This is a genomic window from Vibrio sp. 10N.247.311.47 (assembly GCF_041467535.1).
Lineage (GTDB): Bacteria > Pseudomonadota > Gammaproteobacteria > Enterobacterales > Vibrionaceae > Vibrio > Vibrio crassostreae_C.
In genome coordinates this window covers 28,122-49,074 of the sequence record NZ_JBFSUR010000005.1, presented here as the reverse complement: position 1 = coordinate 49,074, position 20,953 = coordinate 28,122, and the positions used below count along the sequence as shown (strand labels likewise).

14 protein-coding genes and 10 pseudogenes are annotated in these 20,953 nt (G+C 39.8%); 10 read left to right on the top strand and 14 right to left on the bottom strand.

The annotated features are described in order from the left end of the window. Nucleotides 1-73 precede the first annotated feature (73 nt). From AB6E51_RS04965 to AB6E51_RS04955, 3 genes are all read left to right on the top strand, one after another. Complete coding sequence (locus tag AB6E51_RS04965) at nucleotides 74-847, top strand: ParA family protein (RefSeq protein WP_102332058.1); 774 nt, start codon at nucleotides 74-76, stop codon at nucleotides 845-847. Between the two features lie 16 nt (nucleotides 848-863). Beyond that, nucleotides 864-1,163 (top strand): hypothetical protein, encoded by a 300-nt coding sequence (locus tag AB6E51_RS04960; protein ID WP_102332059.1) that lies wholly within the window; start codon nucleotides 864-866, stop codon nucleotides 1,161-1,163. Nucleotides 1,164-1,657: 494 nt separating this feature from the next. Beyond that, nucleotides 1,658-2,167, top strand: a complete 510-nt coding sequence (locus tag AB6E51_RS04955; RefSeq protein WP_102332060.1) for a hypothetical protein — start codon at nucleotides 1,658-1,660, stop codon at nucleotides 2,165-2,167. A 209-nt stretch (nucleotides 2,168-2,376) separates the two neighbouring features. On the opposite strand, the pseudogene AB6E51_RS04950 reads toward AB6E51_RS04955, so the two are convergent. Next, nucleotides 2,377-2,577 (bottom strand): annotated as a pseudogene (locus AB6E51_RS04950) (IS3 family transposase); the annotation flags it as partial. Beyond that, nucleotides 2,528-2,818, bottom strand: a complete 291-nt coding sequence (locus AB6E51_RS04945; RefSeq protein ID WP_102332062.1) for a transposase — start codon at nucleotides 2,816-2,818, stop codon at nucleotides 2,528-2,530. The gene AB6E51_RS04945 and the pseudogene AB6E51_RS04950, both read right to left, overlap by 50 nt. 96 nt (nucleotides 2,819-2,914) lie before the next feature. Between AB6E51_RS04945 and AB6E51_RS04940 the strand changes: the two are divergent. Next, nucleotides 2,915-4,070 (top strand): annotated as a pseudogene (locus AB6E51_RS04940) (IS110 family transposase). Nucleotides 4,071-4,295: 225 nt separating this feature from the next. Here the strand turns inward: AB6E51_RS04940 and AB6E51_RS04935 are convergent. From AB6E51_RS04935 to AB6E51_RS04880, 12 genes and pseudogenes are all read right to left on the bottom strand, one after another. Continuing rightward, nucleotides 4,296-4,484: a transposase gene (locus AB6E51_RS04935; protein ID WP_372042840.1), complete on the bottom strand. Its 189-nt coding sequence runs from the start codon at nucleotides 4,482-4,484 to the stop codon at nucleotides 4,296-4,298. Between the two features lie 23 nt (nucleotides 4,485-4,507). Continuing rightward, nucleotides 4,508-4,897 carry a hypothetical protein gene (locus AB6E51_RS04930; protein ID WP_133154268.1) on the bottom strand — a complete coding sequence of 130 codons (390 nt, stop codon included), beginning with the start codon at nucleotides 4,895-4,897 and terminating at the stop codon, nucleotides 4,508-4,510. A gap of 5 nt (nucleotides 4,898-4,902) precedes the next feature. Continuing rightward, nucleotides 4,903-5,163, bottom strand: a complete 261-nt coding sequence (locus AB6E51_RS04925; protein ID WP_102332064.1) for a hypothetical protein — start codon at nucleotides 5,161-5,163, stop codon at nucleotides 4,903-4,905. A 190-nt stretch (nucleotides 5,164-5,353) separates the two neighbouring features. Continuing rightward, nucleotides 5,354-6,062: pseudogene (locus tag AB6E51_RS04920) on the bottom strand (IS3 family transposase); the annotation flags it as partial. Then, nucleotides 6,034-6,514, bottom strand: a pseudogene (locus AB6E51_RS04915) (ATP-binding protein); the annotation flags it as partial. The pseudogenes AB6E51_RS04920 and AB6E51_RS04915, both read right to left, overlap by 29 nt. Before the next feature lie 10 nt (nucleotides 6,515-6,524). Then, nucleotides 6,525-7,625: pseudogene (gene istA, locus AB6E51_RS04910) on the bottom strand (IS21 family transposase); the annotation flags it as partial. 33 nt (nucleotides 7,626-7,658) lie between these two features. Further along, nucleotides 7,659-9,186 (bottom strand): annotated as a pseudogene (gene tnpC, locus AB6E51_RS04905) (IS66 family transposase). 59 nt (nucleotides 9,187-9,245) lie between these two features. Continuing rightward, the gene (gene tnpB / locus AB6E51_RS04900; RefSeq protein WP_102332065.1) at nucleotides 9,246-9,599 is read right to left on the bottom strand and encodes an IS66 family insertion sequence element accessory protein TnpB; all 354 of its coding nucleotides are present in this window, start codon (nucleotides 9,597-9,599) and stop codon (nucleotides 9,246-9,248) included. Then, nucleotides 9,596-9,907, bottom strand: a pseudogene (tnpA, locus tag AB6E51_RS04895) (IS66 family insertion sequence element accessory protein TnpA). Before tnpA ends, tnpB begins: the two are co-directional and overlap by 4 nt. Before the next feature lie 801 nt (nucleotides 9,908-10,708). Beyond that, nucleotides 10,709-11,044: a hypothetical protein gene (locus AB6E51_RS04890; RefSeq protein ID WP_102332066.1), complete on the bottom strand. Its 336-nt coding sequence runs from the start codon at nucleotides 11,042-11,044 to the stop codon at nucleotides 10,709-10,711. 517 nt (nucleotides 11,045-11,561) lie between these two features. Beyond that, nucleotides 11,562-11,697, bottom strand: a pseudogene (locus tag AB6E51_RS04885) (site-specific integrase); the annotation flags it as partial. A 575-nt stretch (nucleotides 11,698-12,272) separates the two neighbouring features. Beyond that, a pseudogene (locus AB6E51_RS04880) lies at nucleotides 12,273-12,569 on the bottom strand (IS3 family transposase); the annotation flags it as partial. A 130-nt stretch (nucleotides 12,570-12,699) separates the two neighbouring features. Here AB6E51_RS04880 and AB6E51_RS04875 point away from each other — a divergent pair. The 6 genes and pseudogenes from AB6E51_RS04875 to AB6E51_RS04850 all read left to right on the top strand — a co-directional run bounded on the left by AB6E51_RS04875 (nucleotide 12,700) and on the right by AB6E51_RS04850 (nucleotide 20,928). Next, a pseudogene (locus AB6E51_RS04875) lies at nucleotides 12,700-13,562 on the top strand (transposase). Between the two features lie 1,101 nt (nucleotides 13,563-14,663). After that, the gene (locus AB6E51_RS04870; RefSeq protein WP_102332067.1) at nucleotides 14,664-14,873 is read left to right on the top strand and encodes a hypothetical protein; all 210 of its coding nucleotides are present in this window, start codon (nucleotides 14,664-14,666) and stop codon (nucleotides 14,871-14,873) included. Nucleotides 14,874-14,967: 94 nt separating this feature from the next. After that, nucleotides 14,968-15,891, top strand: a complete 924-nt coding sequence (locus tag AB6E51_RS04865) for a hypothetical protein (protein ID WP_102332068.1) — start codon at nucleotides 14,968-14,970, stop codon at nucleotides 15,889-15,891. 3 nt (nucleotides 15,892-15,894) lie between these two features. Further along, nucleotides 15,895-17,922 carry a cysteine peptidase family C39 domain-containing protein gene (locus AB6E51_RS04860; RefSeq protein WP_102332069.1) on the top strand — a complete coding sequence of 676 codons (2,028 nt, stop codon included), beginning with the start codon at nucleotides 15,895-15,897 and terminating at the stop codon, nucleotides 17,920-17,922. After that, nucleotides 17,909-19,030: an efflux RND transporter periplasmic adaptor subunit gene (locus tag AB6E51_RS04855; protein ID WP_157938690.1), complete on the top strand. Its 1,122-nt coding sequence runs from the start codon at nucleotides 17,909-17,911 to the stop codon at nucleotides 19,028-19,030. Before AB6E51_RS04860 ends, AB6E51_RS04855 begins: the two co-directional genes overlap by 14 nt. Then, a complete protein-coding gene (locus AB6E51_RS04850) occupies nucleotides 19,030-20,928 on the top strand; it encodes an ATP-binding cassette domain-containing protein (RefSeq protein ID WP_102332071.1) in 1,899 nt (632 codons plus the stop codon). Before AB6E51_RS04855 ends, AB6E51_RS04850 begins: the two co-directional genes overlap by 1 nt. The last annotated feature ends 25 nt before the right edge of the window (nucleotides 20,929-20,953 follow it).

The window sequence follows — 20,953 nt, the reverse complement described above, 5'->3', positions numbered from 1 at the left end:
ATATGTAATACATTGACAGGGCGATGTATGTTTATTATTGTGTATTACACATGTAATACATTAGGTGTCTACTATGAAAACAAAGATCATCAGCGCAGCGAACCAAAAAGGTGGTGTTGGAAAAACCACGACTCTTGTCAATTTAGGAGCTGAGCTTGCACGAAAACGAAAAGTGTTAGTCATTGACCTTGATCCTCAAGGGAACTGCTCCAAAACGTTAACGGGACAACGTGATTTTAAGTTTGAAGATACGGTTGCTGCTTTGTTTGATAAACCTAAAGTTGTGTCCATTGTCGATCTAATTCAACCTGCAAAGCTTAATGGGAACTCCATTGAAAACCTCTATGTTGCTCCCGCTGATGTTCAGTTGTCACGTGTCATCGAAACATCACTGACAAAGATTAATCGTGAACGAATTTTAGAGAAGCAATTGGCGAAGTTAGGTGATACCTATGATTTCATTCTTCTTGATACTCCACCAAACTTATCCCTAACGACTCTTAACGCAATCCAGGCCTCAGACCTTATTTTGATCCCTGTTGATTCTGGTGCATTTTCACTGGACGGCATTAGTCCTTTACTCGAAGCTGTCTCTGAAATTAAGGATGACGAGGGCAACTATCTGATTCTGAGGAACGAGGTCGATTCAAGAAACGCTATTATTAATGAGTTCATTGATGAGGAATTGGAGGTAGTACAAGATAAATTGCTACCAGTATCTGTGCGTCGTTCTGAGCATGTCGGACAAGCTAATGCCGTTTCTTCTCCTGTGCGCTTTTATAAATCGGGCTCTCTTGTTAATAACGATTACCGAAAACTCGCTGCGTTTCTTTTAAATTTAATGTAATACATAGGTAATACACATGAGCAAGTTAAAGAAACGAGGAGCTATAACAGCTATCTCTAGTGACAAGAACGAGGGTTCAAGTAAGTCGACTGGAATTACGACTGTCAAAAAGAAGGTGACGACATCTTATAAGGTGCCTCCTCTGACTCTTAGAATGTCACTGACTGATAAAGAACGGATAACTGATTGGGTAGCAAATCTGCAAGAGCAGACAGAGAGAAATGTGTCTGCAGCGAAACTGTACCGAGCCTTGGCTTTATATCGAGATAAGATCGATGATGAAGATCTCATTGAGTTGATCAACAAAATGAATTAAATATGTATTACATATGTACTACATATCTTATATAAAGGCTCGTTATAGACTTTAAGCGTTGTCATAGGGCCTACCTCGGACTTAACTTCAAACACTGATGAACATGACACTTGAAGAGTCTTGTCACCTGTTCTGAGCCTCATTTCCTTGTAAAGACAAACACTTTAAATGTGTCTTATCACGACTTTTATCGTTGCCTTAGGCGTCACCCTATGGGCTAGGCCTGACTGCCCTAAGAGTCTTAGCGCCTTGTCGCTCCCTCCTCGTTGATCTCTCTGTCTTTGAATAAGTTCGAATAAGGGCTTGTTTTCTTATGCGCCGATTTCTTTCACTCGCCTCATTTTCGGGCTCGCAGGCTGTTAACCGTCTCTCCCCACAACCTGTTTTTCAAGGGAGGCTTCGCCGCTGCGCGCCCTTGCAAAGCAGAACGATGTTGAGATAGCGGACAGCCAAGCGGCTCCGAAAAGTGATACTCAAACAGAAAGGAAACTCTCATGGCGCAACAAAACTCAACCCCAACTCTCTCTAATTCAAATTCATCGACCAGCGTTTCGCCGCTGGGGCACGAAAGCTCACCAAAAAATGATATCTCTAGTCCTTTGGCGGTATTGAAGTTGCGCTATCAAGTCAAAAAGTGTCGTGATGAGGTAAAAAGAAAGTCTGATTTTGTTTCCAAAATCCAGCGTTTGAAAATGTTCAGTCGTCGTCAGTCGCTAGAGCAACTGGCTGATATCGCAGCGTTAAAAGACCAAGGGTTCGTTGACGCTATCAAGCAGCAGTTTCCGCAATTGGTGTCGCGTCGTTTTGCTTTCCATGAAATACGTGACTTTTTCATCGAATTAAATGGCGCTGGCTTTGGTGAATGGTTTCTGCACGAGCGAGTGGATCGCATCATTATGTACACCACTTACGGGTCTGTGTTTCCAGCGTTGCGCTTTGTGACAACAGGGGAGGGAACGTTTAAGTGCTCAGGATTTTGTTTCGATGTGCGTTTTGGCGCTTAGGGGGTCACATGGCCGTTCGTTCTACAGTATCCGCTGACATATCCATGCACGTGATTTGGGTGAATTCAACCGACTTTTACTCCACCGTAAAGGCCGTCAAGGTTCATGAGATTTTGGTGAATGAGTTTGGGTATACCGACTCTTTAATACTAGAGGAAGGCAACCGAGGGAAGGGGGAGAGTATCAGTGTGTGATAACACTTGAAGTGGTCAAGTAAAACTGGCCACGGTTTTATGGGTAAACCAGAATTGTCGCTCTGATTCATTTGGTGTTAATCCACCATTGTATTGATGTGGCCGATGTTGGTTGTAATAATCAACCAGATAATCTGTTATTGCTTGGCACGCCTCTGTAAAACTTCTATCGCCATTCGTTGGCACCCATTCCGTTTTTAAGCTTCTGAATACTCGCTAGATCTTTCAGTATTAACGGGAATAGCTCTCTCGCTATATAACGTTTTAAGATGCGAGTTATTTCCTTAGTTGATAACTCTTCTGCTGTTCTTCGTGCAACATAGTCTTTTGTTCTGGGATCACTACGCATTCTAACTATTGCCACGGTCCAAAGAGAGTTATTCGCACTACGGCTACCTCCTCGATTCAACCTATGCCGGGTAGTTTTCCCCGATGACACTGGAATTGGATTAGACATAATGACCCACACGAGGTGCTAGCCTCCAATTTCGTGGGTTAGCGTAAAGCCAGAGCCATAATTAGTGTGTTCGAACAACTAAATTTGGAGGCTAGCATGAATAACGATAGCATAATTTTCATAGGCTTAGATACGCATAAGTCATTTATCCAAGTCGCCGTCTTGCAAGAACAACGCGGGACTAAACTTGAACATTTGGGACTGATAAAGTCTAACAAGTACGCACTCATTAAACTCACACAGCAACTGCAATCTAAATACCCAAAAGCCACCCTCCATTTTGTCTACGAGGCCGGGCCTTGTGGATACTGGACATACCGATTGCTCACCAGCCTTGGGCATTGCTGCTGTGTCATCGCCCCTTCCCTTATTCCTAAGAAGTCAGGGAATAGAGTCAAAACAGATAAGAGAAATGCTGTAAAACTTGCCCAGCTTTTTAAGGCTGAAGAGCTAACACCTATTTATGTTCCTGAATCTGAAGACGAGGCGATAAGAGATTTATCAAGGGCTCGAGAAACCGCGATGAAAGACCTTAAAGATGCAAAGTTCCAATTCAAAGGCTTTCTTCTAAGCAATAATGTACAAGCAACTGTGAATGATAACTGGTCTAAAAGCATCTACGGTGGCTAACCGACCTCATTATTCCCCATCACAGCCAACAAATTGTATTGCAAGAGATGATCATCACCATCAGTGAGAGGATGCAAAGATTACAACGGTTGGATAACGAGTTATTACACCAAGTCAAAAACTGGCGTTACTACCCTGTTGTCAAAGCCATCCAGGCCATGCGGGGGGGAGGCGACTACTTGTTGCTCTCGGCATCATTGCCGAGCTAGGCGATCTACGTCGCTTCGACCATCCAAGAAAACTTATGGCTTATGTAGGCCTCGTACCGACGGAAAGCTCAAGTGGCGGAAAAATGAAACGAGGGAGCCTAACCAAATGCGGAAACAGCCGAGCACGACGATTGATTATTGAGGGAGCACATACTTATAAGCACAAAGCTAATATCTCCGTCGAACTGCAACTGCGACAAGAAGGGCTGCCCAAAGAAATTGTCGATATTGCTTGGCATGCTCAGCAACGATTATGTCGCCGCTATCAACGATTACTACAAAAAGGCAAACATCGAAATGTCGTCTCCGCCGCTATCGCAAGAGAAATGATCGCGTATATCTGGGCTATCGCGAGAGAGGTGGTCGTGAGCGCAGTCGATCCAAAAACACGGATTGCAAGGCTGCCTGCATGAGAAAAGAATTAGTGTTAACGCATTTGATGGAGCATCGGGTGTGGCACAAACACCGACGGCGTTAGGATGGCAATAAAGCTCGCGCTTTATTGAACCATGAGCATAGACTGAAGACAGGTGCCACGACGAAATAAGTAAGGTAGGCGCTACTCATCACGCGATGAGTAATCCACGTATATCAGCATGAGAACCGACGAAATTACTTGCTTCATCTATGCGTTAACACTATCTCAAAATAAACAAAAGGCTCTGAAATGTGGGAGCAGAAACTTCTACGCTCTTATTGACAGTAGGGGTCATATCAACGCCACACAAGGCTGCAAACGATGATTCTTTCCTTAATCGGTTGGCGTTGTCTACAGTCGCAACTAAGAGCGTTGCAGCCACATTTGTGCCGACCCCAAACCTTGACACAAGGCTTTGAGCTGTGTTCAAAGTCAGTTTTTCAAAGCATTATCAAGAGATTTTACTTGGTCATTAAGGAAGTTCCAACGTTGTGCCAACAGCACAAGCGAAATCATTAATGGCTCGCTACTATTAGAGCACCGAGCTAAGCGTGCGGTTGCACACGCACTAGGCTTTGGCTGGTAAAGGGACTGTTTTAGCTCATCAGGACCTGATACAAGAAGAGCTCGTATATGATTCATCGCCTGAGTTCTTGCTTTGACAGCGCTATTGCGGGTCATTAGCAGGCTCCGTAATGACTCGACTGGTCCTGCATGGTTTTTAGGAACGACTGCTGCTTCTCCAGATAATACGCTTCTAGCCGCATTCTCTGAATCTATAACGTCTGTTTTGCCTTTCAGACGTATCTCCATTCGATTCATTCGTATCACTTCATATACATCAATACCATTCTTATCAAGAATTTAGTCAGTTCAGCACCAGAGCTTCCCGTACCTTCGATGCCAGCTTTTTGAAGGAACCCGTAAGACTTACACCATGCTAAGTGCTCACGATAACCTGCAAGATCGACACTAAATGACTTACTTTTAACAACCTGACTAAGCTCATTGATAAGTGTTGCAACATGAAGACCCAAATGAGTATCTACACCTAAATACAATTTGTAGCGGGGATCGTTACTGTTCATTTAATCACTCTCCTGTGTGAATCGCCCAGCAGGACGGGACACTGGAGATGCAATACAAAGCTCTTATTAAGTTACAACTGAGTCGATAGAATTGAATAGACTCTTTGAAAGACAGGTCAATACAAAGACATTTCAGCCAATCCCAGCACGGGTCAGTACAAACAGTCTGTACTTATATTCTAATCTCAGTATCCCAATAGTTACCTCGACGGCCCATGCTTTGAGTGATTCTATATCTCCATAGTAGTTGACGATATTTCTTACTCGTATAGTGTGGCAACCTTAGTCCGAGTGGAACATCACGCCAGGTGGTCTCCCTCAGCTCTCATAAGCCATGGTTAACGCCTTCCCAGTCAATGCGCTATCTGGTGAGTGATATATTGCACAACCAAGGATTTTTTGAGCGAATAAGCCAATGACAACAGCTAGATAAGGCCATCGTTGCCCCGTCCAGATGTAGGTCACATCGCCACACCAGACTTGGTTTGGCTCAGTTACCGCGAACTGACGATTAAGATGGTTAGGTATAGGAGCCTGCTCCTGCTGTGTTTTTCTGTACGTATGTTTTGGCAACTGACTAACTCTAGTTCTTTCATGAACTTACTCACACGGTAACGACTAAGCGGAATACCTTTTGTTGTCACTATGTCTGCAATGGTTCTCGCTCCGGGGGAACCATTGCTAATCTCATGAGCTTGTCGAACTTCGGCGCGAATAAGTACACGCTCTGACGCTAGAGCTTTAGTTCTATTTACCCAATAACGATAACTACTGCGATGAACCCCGAACACTTCGCAAAGCTGTTTCACCGCATAACTCTTCTTGAGTTTCTAGATCATCGAGAACCGTTCAGGGAGTCTGACATCAAGAGAGCAGTAGCGCTTTCTTAGCCAACGATTGAAGTTGCTTTTGATAGCTACCATCCAGGCGGCCTGCGGTCAGATCATCAAGCAAGCGAGTTAATCGGTAGTATCTGACCGTTTGTTGTTGGTCGCAGGAGCTGGTTGCAAGTGCGCAGCCAAGATACGTTTTACCTGCTCCTGTTGGGCCTGTGCTCAAGATGTTCTGGTGCTTGTGCGGATAACTCCCCGTCAGAAGTTCGCTCATCTTTTTGCGATTGAGGTTTCGTCCCTCTTTGTAGATGAGTTGGCTCGGTTGCGCATACACTCTCAGTTTAGCTTGTCGTTTTAAGCGTTGGATTTTGCTCTGACTACGGTTCAAGATCTCGCTTTCCAGAAGAAAGCTTAACCTCTCCTTGAAGTCCAGCTCTGCGTAAGTAGTCAGTTGCTCTTGTTGCTGTCGCCGCATGGCTCAAGCGGAGGTTTTTGAGTTGATGATTGAGTGCGTTCATATCCTTTCTCCTAGTGATAACAGTTTGGGCCTCGAACATTACTGTGAACAAGGTTCGGCGTATTCGCTTTGTCTTTACTCAGTTGCCTTTCACGATTGTTCTTGAGTAGATTGTTGACGAAAGTGTAATTGGGTTTTGTCAGTATTAGTGAATCTTTACAGGCTTGCTTTAGGCGCGACTCTCCATGGGCTTTGCTTAGGTTGAGTAAGCGCTCAGGCGACCACTTTTGATTTTGATGATTACTCGGCATGTGCTCTGGTTGAGGGCTGTTTCCGCGCTCCCTTTGGCTACGTGGGTGCTGGGCGACCAAGTTACCTTGATGGTAAATTTGCACCAGACGGTTGGAGGTTTCTAGCTCAACATGGTGACCAACAAGTTGATGAGGAACCGAGTAGTAGTGACGGCGATATTCGATGTGATAGTCAGGCCCGACTTTGGCTTGTTTGGTTTCGGTATATAGGTATCGCTGCTTAGGTAGCGGCTTCAATGCAGGTTTATCGAGTTTGTCGAACAGCGCTTTAAGACTTGCACCATACTGTTTCATCTCACGTTGGTTTAAGTCATTCATAAGCTCACGAATGGCGAGGTTCGGTTCTTTGAAGGTATGGAAGGTTTGGTGTCGTAGCCGCATCATGATCCAGAGTTCAACTAGGGGCACGGCATTCTCTGCTTTGGCTTTGTCTTTCGGTTTGTAGGGGCGAGCAGGCATCACAGCGGTTTGATAGTGATTTGCCAGTTTTTGATAGCTGTCGTTAAGTCTCGGCTCATAGCGATTGGTTTTGGTGACCGCGCTACGCAGATTATCGGGAACCAAGATCTGTGGTATACCGCCGAAGTGTTCGAACGCATTCACATGCGCCTCTAACCAGTAAGCCTTACCTTGACTAGGGAAGGCTTCAACATAGGTGTAATTTGACGCGCCTAAGGTCGCCACGAACACTTCGGCTTCGCGCACTTCACCTGTATCAGGGTTTACCACTTGAAGCCGAGGCCCGCAGTAATCGATAAACAGCTTGTCACCTGCGACATGGAGCGGACGCATGTTGCGCTTTTTGGTTTTGAACCAGCGAGTGAAGTGCTCGCAGAACTGAGTGTAAGCGTAAGCTTGTTCGTATGCGCCCCATGAACCCACGGGGCGATGTTGTTAGTGTTTGAAGTTCCAAGGTAGGAGCGCATCGATATCTGGCTCAGCCTTCGCTAGCTCTTTCATGCACTTGACCATGTAGTCGTAAAGGATAAGGCCATTGGCTTTCGCAGTCTCGACGATACTGTAAAGCATCGCGCTCGCGTCAGCGCCATTTGCAGTGGTCGAGAACAACCAGTTCTTCCTGCCAATGACCAGCGGTTTAATTGCCCGTTCAGCTCGATTATTATCGATAGATAGATGACCGTCATCGATATAGCGGATAAGTTTCGGCCATTGGCCGAGCGTATACTTAATCGCTTTACCCAACGGGCTAGACGCTATCACTTGTTGAGTTGTCATCCATTCGTACAACTCGTCCAGTATTGGCTTAGCGTACTGTTGACGTTCTGCTTTTCGTGTCTCGAGAGACGCACCTTTTAAGCGGGATTCTATCCCATAGAGCTTCTGGATTTTAGCCAGCGCTTTATCTGCTTTACCTGACTTACCTTTACCTTGAAGCTTCTTAGCATCCATGAACTTACGACGTGCATGCGCCAAGCAGCCAACATTGGTCACTTGGTGAAGGCCGTCATAGGCACCATAGCCATCGGTTTGCAGATAACCACTGTAATCCCCCAAGAAGGCAACAGGGCACGCCCTCGCGCGACTGTTTTGAGAGTCGTACAAGGCGATATTTTTCACTTTGGGAAGTGCGGCTTCTGGCGAGTCTGCGCCCGAGCAGTAGAGCCACATATAGCACTGCTTATTTTCCTTGAGCACATTGAACGGTGTTTCATCCGCTTGAACCACTACTTGCTCTAATAGGTGTGTTTTCAAGGCGGCATAAAGCGGTGCGAACTTCTCACTGACTTGGATAACCCACCTCACCATAGTAGTGCGCGATAGTTCGATACCCGATTGGGTAAATAGCGACTCTTGGCGATACAGTGGCATTGCGTATTGGTATTTGCCAAGGATAATATTGGCCAACAAGCTTTCTGTGGCAAAGCTTTTAGGGATAATGCTTTGGCGCTGGCTTTTGAACGATACGGCTGTTGTCTTCAGTTTGCTCGCACTGACGACAAGCATATTTAGGACGAACATATTCCAGCACTTTGAGTACCGCTGGCGAGAACTCTAGCTTTTCACTGCGGTCTTCACCTATTTTATGCAGGCTATGTTGGCAGCAAGCGCACTGTTTTTCGTTGTCATCTAAATCGAGTTCGATAACCTCACGAGGCAAGGTCTTTGGAAGTGGCTTACGTTTACCGCGCTTCTTCGTTGTGGTGCTCGTCGTAACCTCAACCTCTTCTTCCTTGGCAGCTTCACATTCCACTTCGTTGAAGAGGTCACCTTGAGATGCATCGTAAGGCTTTAACACCTCCGAGCGTTTAGCGAACTGGCGATCGAAGGCAAGCTTGAGTTGTTCAAGTAGCGACTGACGCTCTTGTTTCAATCGGCTTTCTGACGCCATTAGCGCTTTCACCATCGCTTGTAGCTCGGCAACATTTTGACTTTCTGGGTTGATATTTGGCGTCTTTTTCATGGCATTTATTATACTAAAGTCATGCCGTTAACGCTTGGTGGATAAGGCTTTATTATCGATTAAGTCATTGTGAAATCATTTATTCGAACGGGTTTATGGCCGATAATCGTGAAGGCAGAAAGCAGTCTATCAAGCTCGAATTGAGTTAGGGTAAACACCTCATTTTTCTCTTTTGATGGCCACTTGAACTTGGCTTTTTCGAGGCGTTTATACCAAAGAGCAAAGCCAGTTTTATCCCAGTACAATATCTTGATTTTGTCACGCTGTTTATTGGTGAACAGGAACAGTGCGCCGCTTGCCAAGGGTAAGTCGGTGTCACTTTCGATAATCGCAGCAAGACCATTGATCGACTTTCTAAAATCGACGCTGTCACGATATAGATAAATCTCTGGAGCGCTGAGCATACGTTTCATGATAGCGCACCGATGAGTTCTGCGAGATAGACCGCTGGCGTGCCTTGTGGAATGCTCAGCTCAACATCATTGACTAGCAGCGTCATGTTAGCCGTTGCTACTTGAGCTTGATACTTTGTTGTCTTTTCGACGACTTCAGCTCGGATAAAGCCTAGAGATACGTCCGTTTTATTGAGTTGCTGGCGCTTGGCATAGAACGTTGAGGGATTGAGTTCATTGAGCTTACAAAACGCGAGTGTCGACAGTGAACTCGATTCAGATTACTCGATAAGCGTTTGCCATTCTTGATTGGTGCGTCGTTTTCCCATTTCAAATCTCCTTATGGTTGGAGACTTGATCTTATTCTTCGCGCTAGGCGATTAGAATGCGGGGTTTATGACGCGCTTACGATTTTGTTCATTGGAGTTCTCTTTTTTGCCACGGTCGCTTCCTTACTTTTTTGTTTAAGAAGTAAAGAATAGCGAGCTATTGATTTAAAAGAGAAAAAGGTAGGGTTTCGGACATTCCGACCGCGGTTTTCGCTATTCCGAACACCGATTTCGGAGATAAGTTAAAAGTGACCGGATAATCGCGGAATCAGTGATCGGTTTAAACCGAAATGGGTGATCGGATAATCCCGAAATATGCAAAATCTAAAACGTGCATAACCATTTAATGTGGTTGTTGTTGCTTTAGTTAATAAGCTCGCAAAAATAGCGTGGTCTGTTTTGGTCACAAATAAAGAATTCTCACTAAAAATTTAAACCAGATTTGCAATGATGATAAGTGATGACAAAATGGTTAGACCACCAGATTGAAACCTGTTGAGTGGACAAGCAAATTAAAATGCTTCGATGGTTATGAAGACAATCTGGCGCGGATCTCATCGCAGAGCGAAGTTGTGTAGTGACTTCATAAAAACCCTGAATACATTGGCGCAAATCAGCACGTTATTATTTACAGGGTCGGGGCGTACCATACCTTCAGTCACTCTTATAGTGGTGAACAACGTTTCATACGACTTCAGGTCGCACGGACATAAACGAGTTAATGATGTTTAATTACTCTTAATTTTTCTGCTCATATTTTTAGCTATCCTGCGCTAAATCAGAAAGTGTCAAAGTCCAAGATTACTGCTTTAAAGAGCGTAAAGCCTCACCTAGTAGGTTTTCTGGCGAAAGGTTAGAGTGAGTCTTTATTATACTTTCGATTCTCCTTGTAGACAAAATTTCACAAGCCTTTCCTTTACCATCAAAGTCCTCTTGTCTTTTGCCGTATGCAATATACACATTAATGAAAGTGCATTCCTTTTCTCTCTCTGAGCAGTTAATTTTGCGGAGTTTTTTTTGAAGACCTTCAAACATTCTATCGAGGATTTGGTCACTATTTGCCTTAGTAAAGTGGCTATAGACTTCAGAGATAGTGCTATTTATTGATAGCTCAAACCTATGTACTTCTGGTTTCATTTAAAATAACTCAAGTATTATTGGGATTTGTCTTACACATACTATAACCAAAAACACTAAAAGTTATTGGTTAATTAATTTAGTCAACTTTGGCTCTCTTTGTTATTAGCTCTTGTCGACAAAGTTAACTGCTTCTAGTTATAAAATACATCATTCCCAAAGCATTGCATTCTTTTTAGTTGGTATCAATGAGATACCAACTTTCTTTTTTAGAGCCTCATGTTGCAACAAAACTGACTTCCACACCCATGGTTTAGGGTGTATCAACATGAACAGTTAAGTGTAACTATTGCCATGTCCTCAGTTTCTGTGCATCAGTTTTTTTACTTTATCCTCTTTGATTCAGTCAGTTCTAGACATAAAGCGAATTCTTCAATATTGATAATTTCCAAGAAGGCTTTGATGCTATGCGTAGCTGGCTTTCTGGCAAGGTTATCCTTGATTTGGAATAGATAAAATGATGCTCTGAATAGCAAAAGTCGACAGTGAAAACTGTCGATTACTACGTTTGCCGCCATTAATTATCTAAAGGATTGATGTGTACAGCTAGTATCAAATATTCTGGAGCAAAATAAGAATACGCTGTAACAACAAAATATCCCCTTGTTCATCATAAAATGCGAAGCAAATGTATGCCGTTGAACATGTGTCGCTTAATACAGTGTTCGGTCTGACTATTAGTGTCCTTTGACTTTGAACGTAGTACGACAATGTCTACACATGTATTTTGCTTTTACACCTAGAAACTTTTCTATCAAAGTCCGGCGTATCCTTACAATCCATTTTTTCTTACAACAACATGTCATAACAATAACTAAAGTTACATCTGATACAAAAAGTCAAGTGATGAGATTATTGACTAAAATATCAAGAAGATAGTTAGCACCGAGAGATTTTTTGATTAAGAGTTGCTTATAGAGCAAGTGTCTTTAAATGGACTCATTGATTTTCAAGCATCAACACAGATACGCCAACTAATACGGTGTCTTTCATTCCTATCGATCTTTGGACGGATTGTTATTAGTTCTTTGCCGCGTTCCAAGCAAGAAGATGACTATAGTCCTCGCTGCTCATTTGTATTCGCTAAATCATCTTTTTACAACTTAGCTTGATATACTATATTGGCCGAACATCGATTCTTGTCGATAAAGAGATCATGCATAGTGATATTTTATCGCTACGATTTGCGCTAATAGAGAAGGGCGACATCAATAAGACGGTATAACGATTTCGGCGTTAATTCCTGACACTTCATACTGGTGGTAAGGTTTTAGCATTACGGATCTCCCCACTATCAGCCAACTCTTTGTGGATACGCATTGAGCCACCACGACCTTTACTATTGTCAAAAGCTATTTTGAATTTTTTATCAAGCTTTTGGTGTATTGCCTCACGCTGGGTGACCTTGTGGCGATGCTTAATTCAGTAATAAAATCCACTTCGTGAAGCTTCTAACACCATAGCTATGCGGAGAACATTGTAGGTATTCGAACATAAACTCATCGTAATCTACTTTAGTTTTTTGCGATGTATGGGGTCCACTCATTCTCTGCCAAACTTAAGCATCGGCAGGAAAAGTAAAATGAGGTGTCATCATGCTAAGAACTAACGGAATCGGCATAGACTTAGAGAAAAATCTATTTTAGGTTTGCAATATAAGCCCCCAGGGAGAGTTGCTCTGTAACAAAGCTATCAGCGGGCAGAAGCTTAAGGAGCTCTTTGCTAAAGCCAAACCATCCCTTGTTGATCTAGAAGGCTACTTATCACTACAGGGGGAGATACGCTGAGTCCTTCGGCCACGAAGTGCGTATAATTAGTCCTAAAAAGTGAAGGCCTATGTTGAGGGTCATAAAACTGGGGCCAATGATGCGTTTGCTAGCGCTAATGCAACATTTCAAATAAGAAGAAAATACAGCAAACCCAAATCGATTGAACAACAAACTTTGATGTATCTTGAAGCAAATCGCCAGTTTCTTTCGAAAACTATCGTGTCGTTGGGGTTGCACATGCGAAATATCATATAACGAATACGGTATTGTTAAAGGCCTAGCTGCATTAGTGACTTCAACACATTATGAAAGGGATGTTCTACCTGCAAGATGAGTTAAACCATATTCAGAAATAATGAATGCGACCACTAGCCAAATAGAACCCTGTAAAAGACTCATGGCTCTTGAAGGTGTTCGTGAGGTAACCACCACCATGCTTTATGCTAATTTGGGTGATGGGACACAATTTACTAGCGGTCGACAAGCATCAGCGTTTATCAGGCTACCACCTAAGCAATACAGTTTAGGTGGTAAAATGACAATGAAGGGACTAATAAACTTGGCAGAGTTAGGGCTCTTCGCTCGATGCTGTACCTTGGTGATATGGCATACATATATCGACAGCCATAGCACCTACTAACGAAAAACAGACGTGGCTTATCTAGTTTGTCAATAGGGTCGGTTTCAAAAGGGCTTGTATCGCATTAGCGAACAAAACAGTCAGAACAGTTTGGGCAATGCTACGCTAAAACACAAAACATCAGTCAAAGGTATTTTACTTGCTTGCAAAATGAATTAACAGATTACAAATAATTATGTTCAATGGTTAGATCAGCCTACTGAGGCCCTGACTACTTCGCAATGTTATAAAAAGTTTTTTCGCGCCAAGGACAGTAGATACGCATGCATCAAAGGTTAGAAGGTCGTTCCTTGAATGAAAAACCGAATATACGACCGGATCTTACTCCATTGCACATTCTTATCTTGTAAACTCGTAGATTCCATATACGAAGCAGGTGGCAGACCTCTTTACGATATCTTGCTCTTCAGCTTGCTCAGCCAATTGCCTTTTGAGCTTAGCAACTTCAGCTGTTAGGGTTTTTCGCACTGACTGGTATTGGTGGTTTTCCTGACGCCATTTCGCTAACCCTGGCTGTTTCGCTGACGCAGCGACTCGGCTTTGTTATGTAATTCAGTGGAACTAAATTAAGAATCTAGGGCGCATCATTACTAACGAAGCTAATAAAAACGGAACATTATTTTTATGGAGAAATTGGTACAAAAGGGCTATTGAATAGAACTAAGGGTTTCGTTAATCAAAAACTAACGTAGTTCAAAAGTTTAAAATAAAAGCAAGGAAATATAAAAATCGTAGGATTAATGTCCTATTAATCTTTGGTGAGTGTATTTAATTTCTTACATTCAAGATTTGTTGGCAGGTAGAAAAATATTTTCGGCGAGATGCTATTGCACTGACTTGGGTTTGGGATTTAAAATTAATCTAATTAGCGATAATCAGCTTGCGTCTGAAAAGTTGGATGGAAAATTCTTTTGTGTTTATTCAGTTACCAATGTTTGCATTTGCAAATGGAAGTTCGGTTACGACAATGGAAGAAAGGTGAGCGTTGGTTTGAAGGTTGATAAAAGTTAGCTGTCAATTTTCATTTTCATTTTCATTTTCATTTTCATCTTCGACTCATACGCTTGGTGAAAATAAAATTCATTGCAAAAATATTAGTTAATGAAGGTGTGTATAAATGATTTAGCAATGGGTTGTGGTATGTGCCTGTTCTTTCTGTTTGTACATTAAATGTTGTAAAATGTAAAAATGTAAAATGTAAGGTGGAAAAATGAAAAATGTAAATTTAGATGAATCAAGAATGATTGTTGGTGGGAAGTGGGAAATAAATTGTTACGCTCCTAGTTATATTAGTGGTGGGCAAGTTGTAGAACGTGGGTATAATTTCACTAGATACTCCAATGACAAAAAGATGAGCAACAAAAAAGCTAACGACGTTTGTGGTAGCGGTAATTATTCTCAAGGTTATAAAAGTATTTAGTATTTAATCATGGTGGCGTTTTAAAGAAAGGCGCCACCATTCTTATGGAAGTGAAATTTTGTTTTGTATTTATTCACTATTGGAACTGGGTGTTATGCTTTTAAAGAGGATGGCGGCTTTTTTTTATTTGATTTTTAGGGTAATCATTGGGTCTTGTAATACTTCATTTCCTAAAGTGTGTTTATATGTTTGTCTTTCGTTTAGTGCTTTATATTCACTTATTTTTTGTTTGGGTGTTAATGGGTTTAGTGTTAGAAGTAACACAAAAAAAATCGTAGGTAAACATAGTTTTTTACCTAACAAAGCATTTTTTGATATGTATTGTAAACTGTATGTACAGATGATGTGTTATGGCAATAAAGTTATTTGTAATGAAATTAACTTTTGTTCTGAAAAACTTGAAGAATCTAGAGTTGAATATAAGAACCAAACTGGCTGTGATGTTATTTTATATCCGTTGCATGTTTTTTCTGATGAAATAGCAGTGATTGTTGGCTTGGGTGCGTCAAATAATAGATTATATGTTATTAGTGATGTTGATGAAGGTGATTGGAAAAAGCGTTGGGGGGATGTCGTTGAAAAATGGAAAAAAAACAATCGAGATTTGTATTTATTCAATCCCTTTGTGAAATCGAAAACTGACGCCTCACGAGGTATAAGAAAAATAGTAAAGAAAGTAAGAAATAATACCGCTGATTTTGCAGTTTTTCCTGACGCACTACCAGAATACACCAGGAGGAGTGGTCAAAGTCACTCTTATAAAAAATCAATATTGTTTGGTAAAGAATCTAATTTACATGCTGGCCCCTTTAATTTTCCTTCTTTAATGCGAAAAGATGTATTACCATATTATATTTTTTTAAAAAATGGGCGTTTGAAAATCGAAATATTACCTATTATTGAAAAAAATAATGTTAAGCATGATCTTCCATTATTGATAGAGCATGTAATTGGAGGAATGCATTACAAGCAGTGGTTACTTTGGCATTTTCCCTCATTCTTCTATCGACAAGGTTAAATAATGAATACAGTGTGTTTACAAGGTGAAATGGCTGAGTGTGGGTTGGCTTGTGTAAGTAGTATAGCTGAGCTCCATAATAAAAATGCGCCTTTGAGTTATTTAAGAACATTATGCAGACCATCAGATCTTGGGACTAGCCTTTATGACTTAACTGAACTCTTTGGGAAATTAGATCTTAATGCTCGTGCAGTTTTATTTAACATTCAACTAATTCAAGAGTTGCCTACTCCTTGCATTCTTCATCTCAATGACAGCCATTATGTCGTATTGGAGAAGGTTAATAGTTATTGTGCAGTTGTAATGAATCCCGCTTTAGGTAGGCAGGTATTAAAACTTGGAATATTAAAAATGAGCTTATCCGGATACGCTATCGTATTGGATGAAGAAAAGAAGCTTAACGCTAATAATTCCTTTTTTAACATTTTCCAGTTTAAGAATAAAGTCATAAAACTTGACGCTCTTTTATTAATTTATGGTTTATTATCCACATTACTATCTTTGATATTGCCGGCAATAATGTTAAATATAAATAACGGTTTTAAGAACTTTGAAAACCTAGATTTTCATATGTTATTTTATCTGGCAATAGCGCAAATAATTTCTGTGGTTATAATTAGGCAAGGCTATAAGCGAACTATGATAATAGAAGGCGCAACTATGGCCAAAGAAAGTAATAAAATGTATGCTCGATTTTTAAATAATAAGATGTCTTTTTTTGAGCGTCGGACCTCAACAGATGTTGCTAATAGGGCACTTAAATTTGTAGGTGCGCAAGTTGCAAAATCGACTATTTATAACACTTTAATTATCTGTATTATTCAACTTATAATTTCATTTTTAATTGTTGGTTACATTTCCCCATATTTGGCCTTTTTTTTACTATCTGTATCTTGCATATCATCATTCTTAGCTTGGGTGTCGAGGAAGAATTTAAGTCAAATTAGCATAGTTGAAGAATCTTATCGAGAAAATATATTTAAGCATTTTGTGGAATCTTTTAATTCAATTTCTGACATAAAGTCAAAAAAGGCAAGTAAGAATCTTTGCGTAGTAAATGATTCGAAAGTGAATCAACTCGTAGACTTTAACATTGAATCTGGTTTAAAGCATCTGAAATTCCCAATAATGCAAGAAATTATTGGGATATTTGATATGATATTGACATTATGTTTGTGTTTTTGGTTGATTCAATATAATAACACCCCTTTATCATCTGTATTTTTGTTTTTTTATGTTAAGCAGGTGTTTTCTACTTCTTTTAATCGTTTGATTGAAATAAATGACTCGTTTGGCGCTTTTGATGCAGCACAGGAAAGAGGAAAAGACGTTATTGAATTTGAAAAAGATAACAGCATTCACCAGTTCGATAGCGATAGAGTCGGAGGGCTCCATCATGTAGGCATTGTCGAAAAAAAGTCTGATAGAAATTCAATTATTTTCCCCGAATTGATAATAACTAAAGGGCAGTTAGTTGCTGTTACTGGTTGCTCTGGTTCGGGTAAAACTACGTTATTAAAAATATTGTCTGGTTTATATTGTAATATTAAGTTGTTGAATGATGATGGGGGCGAGATGGATAATAACGTGATTATTTCATCAAATTATTATCATGCTACCAATCAAGACTTTATTAGTGGTTCTGTACGTGAGAATATCACAATGTTTGATGCAAATCATAGTGACTCTGATATCCTTACTTTAATAGAAAAGCTTGGTTTGGGACAGGTTATAGCATCATTACCCCAAGGTATAGATACGAAAATTAATGATTATACAAATCCCTTTTCTTCAGGAGAAAAGCAACGTGTATTATTATGTAGAGCATTACTTTCAAATAAGAATACTTTATTGTTAGATGAACCTATGAGTAATTTGGACGAGTTGAGTTGTGATTTAATTATGAGTACATTGAAAGGAACAGGAAAAACGATTGTTTTTACTAGTCATAACCCTTCTTCAATTAGGAAGGCAGATAAAATCATTGATCTTAATATTAAAAATCAGGATCATGAAAGTGAATTCTCGTGAAATTGCAACTAATAAAAAAAACACTTTTTTGTTACTTTTTATTCTAATTTTATTATGTTTTATTTATGTGAACATCATTGGCAGTCCAAATAAGTTTCAGGGACGGAAGACGCATGTTGTTTCGATTGGCAGTATCACTCGTAATGTAGAGTCTATCGGTGTGATTGAGGCCGCTAAAATGATTGATGTTGGTGCCAGTGTTTCAGGGGAAGTTACCGAATTAATGGTTGGTGTAGGCGATAAAGTTTCACAAGGTCAATTGTTGATCGAAATTGACCCTACTGTAAGTGCAAACGAGCTTAAAACAGCACAGAATGAACTGAAGATAGCTGTAGCAAATTTTGATGTGAGTCGCGAACGGTTTCTATATGAACAAGAACAGTTAGAGCTCATTGCACATTTAGTAAAGATTGGAAGCAAAACATCACAAGAGTTGAAAGAGCAAAATCTTGTATACTTGGAAAGCAAAGCGTCCTTGCAAAGTAGCAAACTTTCTAAAGAGACAGCGATGTTGGCGGTGGACTCAAAAAAAGCTCAATTGACTTACACAATGATACGTTCTCCAATTGACGGAACAGTGGTGTCAATACAGGTTGATAAAGGTCAAACTTTGGTTTCAACTCAGCAAGTAAGTAACTTGATAAAAGTTGCAAGTTCTGACCAATATATTGTGAGAATTCCTATATCGGAGTACGATATTTCGAATATATCTATTGGAGATGTTGTGGATTTCCATATCTTGGGTGTTTCAAATGAGACATATAAATCAAAAATATCGAATATTGATTTGACTCCATTAAGTAACAGTTCAACCTCAAAAGGTGTTATTTATAATGTTTCTTTCCATGTTCCCCGAGAACTGTCAGAACACGTTCGTATTGGTATGTCAGTAGGTGCGAAAATAAAAATAATGGAAGAAATAAATGTTGTTATTGTTCCTAGCCATTATGTTCGATATGACACAAATGGAGTTGCGAATATTACTGTACTAGATAATGGTAATGTTATCACCAAAACAGTCGAATTAGGTTTGTATGATTTTTTAAATTCCGAAGTGGTTTCCGGAATTGAAGTTGGTGATGTTTTGATTTTAGAAGGAATCGATTAATGCCTTTGATTAAAATTAGAAATCTAACTAAATCATTCCATAAAAATAGTAATAATACTGTTGTATTAGACAAGATTGACTTAGATATTCATGAAGGCGAGTTAGTAGCTATAGTAGGGAGTTCTGGTTCGGGAAAGTCTACATTAATGAATATTATTTCTGGCTTGGATTCTAACTGGAGTGGAGATTATCATTTAGATAGTTGTGATATGCAGTCTTATGACAATGAACAATGGGCTAAGATTAGGAGTTGTTATTTTGGTTTTATCTTTCAATCATATAATTTAATACCTTACCTTAGTTGCTTAGAGAACATTAAATTACCATTGTTATACTTTAAGTGCAAAAAACATTACTATTCGAATACCCTTGTAGAGACTATAAACCGGTTAGATATTAAAGAAGTGAGTTCTAATAAGCCAAGTGAGCTATCGGGCGGGCAGCAGCAACGGGTTTCTATTGCGCGAGCTTTGGTTAGTGAACCTCGAATTCTTTTGGCTGACGAGCCAACTGGTGCATTGGACATACGAAATAGTGAAGAAGTAATAAATATTTTAAAGGAAATAAATAAAGATGGAACTACAGTAATAATAGTTACTCATGATATGAGTATTGCTGAGTTGTGCGATAGGCAAGTTTCAATTTCGGACGGTAAGGTTATAAATGGTATTAATGAGGATTCTGTTGTTAATGATAAAATTAATCATAATGAAATACAAGGTTATAATTTTCCGTATCGTATGAAAACCGTGTTGTTAAACTTATTTTTTTTGTATAAAAATAATAAGATAAAGCTTTTTTTAAGTCTCATAGGAGTAATAGTAGGTATTGCAACTATTGTACTTAGTTTGTCTGTATCTGAAAGTGTAGAAAAACAAGTGATATCAGAGTTGTCACGAATGGGAAATAATACGGTTCAAGCTGCATCTTATGGAGAGCAAGATGGACTGCTAATAGAAGATACGTTCAATAAATTAAAAACATTTAAAGAAATTAAATATATTTCGCCATATTTACGCACGCAAAAGAAAATAAAGCGAGCCTTCAAAAAATATGATAATAATATTTCAAATGATGCCAGTACAATACTTGGCGTATCTCATGAATTTAAGAATCTAATTAAGTTACAGCTTTTAATTGGTCGGTTAATGAATCAAGAAGAGGTGGAACTTGGTCAAACTGTTGTTGTGATTAATGAAATTCTAAACAAACAACTATTTGGAACGCATGATTCAATTGGCAATAAATTGATTATCGATAACATGGTTTTTACTATTATAGGTATAGTAAAACAGAGTGACGTACGCACACCACAACCTATTGCCTGGATCCCGTATACTACATTTATCCATCGAATTAGTAATTCAAATGTTATTAACGAGTTTCACTTTACAGCAATTGAGTCTGATTTAGAAAAAATCATTATTGATTACTTATATAAGATTACAAAAGGTAGTTATACATTTTGGTCAGATAAAGAGTATGTGGAATCTCTTAATCGAGTGAAAAATTTATTTTCAATTTTTATCTTGTCAATTTCTTTTATTTCTTTGTTTGTTGGAGGATCAGGAATTATGAATATAATGTTGGCTTCGGTTAGTGAACGGTATTCAGAGATTGGATTGCGTCGTGCAATTGGAGCATCAAAAAAAAATATACTTGAACAGTTTCTGATTGAGTCCCTTTTTGTTACATTGTTAGGTGGTTTTTTAGGTGTTCTATTGTCCGTTGGTACATTAATTGTGATGAAAAATATATTAATTGATTTTGAGATTATATTGTCTTCTTATTCCATTTTTGTTGGCGTGACATTTTCCTTATTTACTGGGTTATTATTCGGCTTGTTACCTGCCATTAAGGCTTCGAAATTAAACCCTATAGAAGCGCTTTCTCGATGATTTTTAAAAAGTGTTTATATTTGTT

Excerpts from the sequence above, each read along its gene's own strand:
- AB6E51_RS04930 (WP_133154268.1), bottom strand. The coding sequence starts at position 4,897 with ATGAATCGAATGGAGATACGTCTGAAAGGCAAAACAGACGTTATAGAT.
- AB6E51_RS04850 (WP_102332071.1), top strand. The coding sequence starts at position 19,030 with ATGCCTTTGATTAAAATTAGAAATCTAACTAAATCATTCCATAAAAAT.
- AB6E51_RS04945 (WP_102332062.1), bottom strand. The coding sequence starts at position 2,818 with ATGTCTAATCCAATTCCAGTGTCATCGGGGAAAACTACCCGGCATAGG.
- AB6E51_RS04955 (WP_102332060.1), top strand. The coding sequence starts at position 1,658 with ATGGCGCAACAAAACTCAACCCCAACTCTCTCTAATTCAAATTCATCG.
- AB6E51_RS04890 (WP_102332066.1), bottom strand. The coding sequence starts at position 11,044 with ATGAAACCAGAAGTACATAGGTTTGAGCTATCAATAAATAGCACTATC.
- AB6E51_RS04870 (WP_102332067.1), top strand. The coding sequence starts at position 14,664 with ATGAAAAATGTAAATTTAGATGAATCAAGAATGATTGTTGGTGGGAAG.
- AB6E51_RS04865 (WP_102332068.1), top strand. The coding sequence starts at position 14,968 with ATGCTTTTAAAGAGGATGGCGGCTTTTTTTTATTTGATTTTTAGGGTA.
- AB6E51_RS04965 (WP_102332058.1), top strand. The coding sequence starts at position 74 with ATGAAAACAAAGATCATCAGCGCAGCGAACCAAAAAGGTGGTGTTGGA.
- AB6E51_RS04925 (WP_102332064.1), bottom strand. The coding sequence starts at position 5,163 with ATGAACAGTAACGATCCCCGCTACAAATTGTATTTAGGTGTAGATACT.
- tnpB (WP_102332065.1), bottom strand. The coding sequence starts at position 9,599 with ATGAAACGTATGCTCAGCGCTCCAGAGATTTATCTATATCGTGACAGC.
- AB6E51_RS04860 (WP_102332069.1), top strand. The coding sequence starts at position 15,895 with ATGAATACAGTGTGTTTACAAGGTGAAATGGCTGAGTGTGGGTTGGCT.
- AB6E51_RS04960 (WP_102332059.1), top strand. The coding sequence starts at position 864 with ATGAGCAAGTTAAAGAAACGAGGAGCTATAACAGCTATCTCTAGTGAC.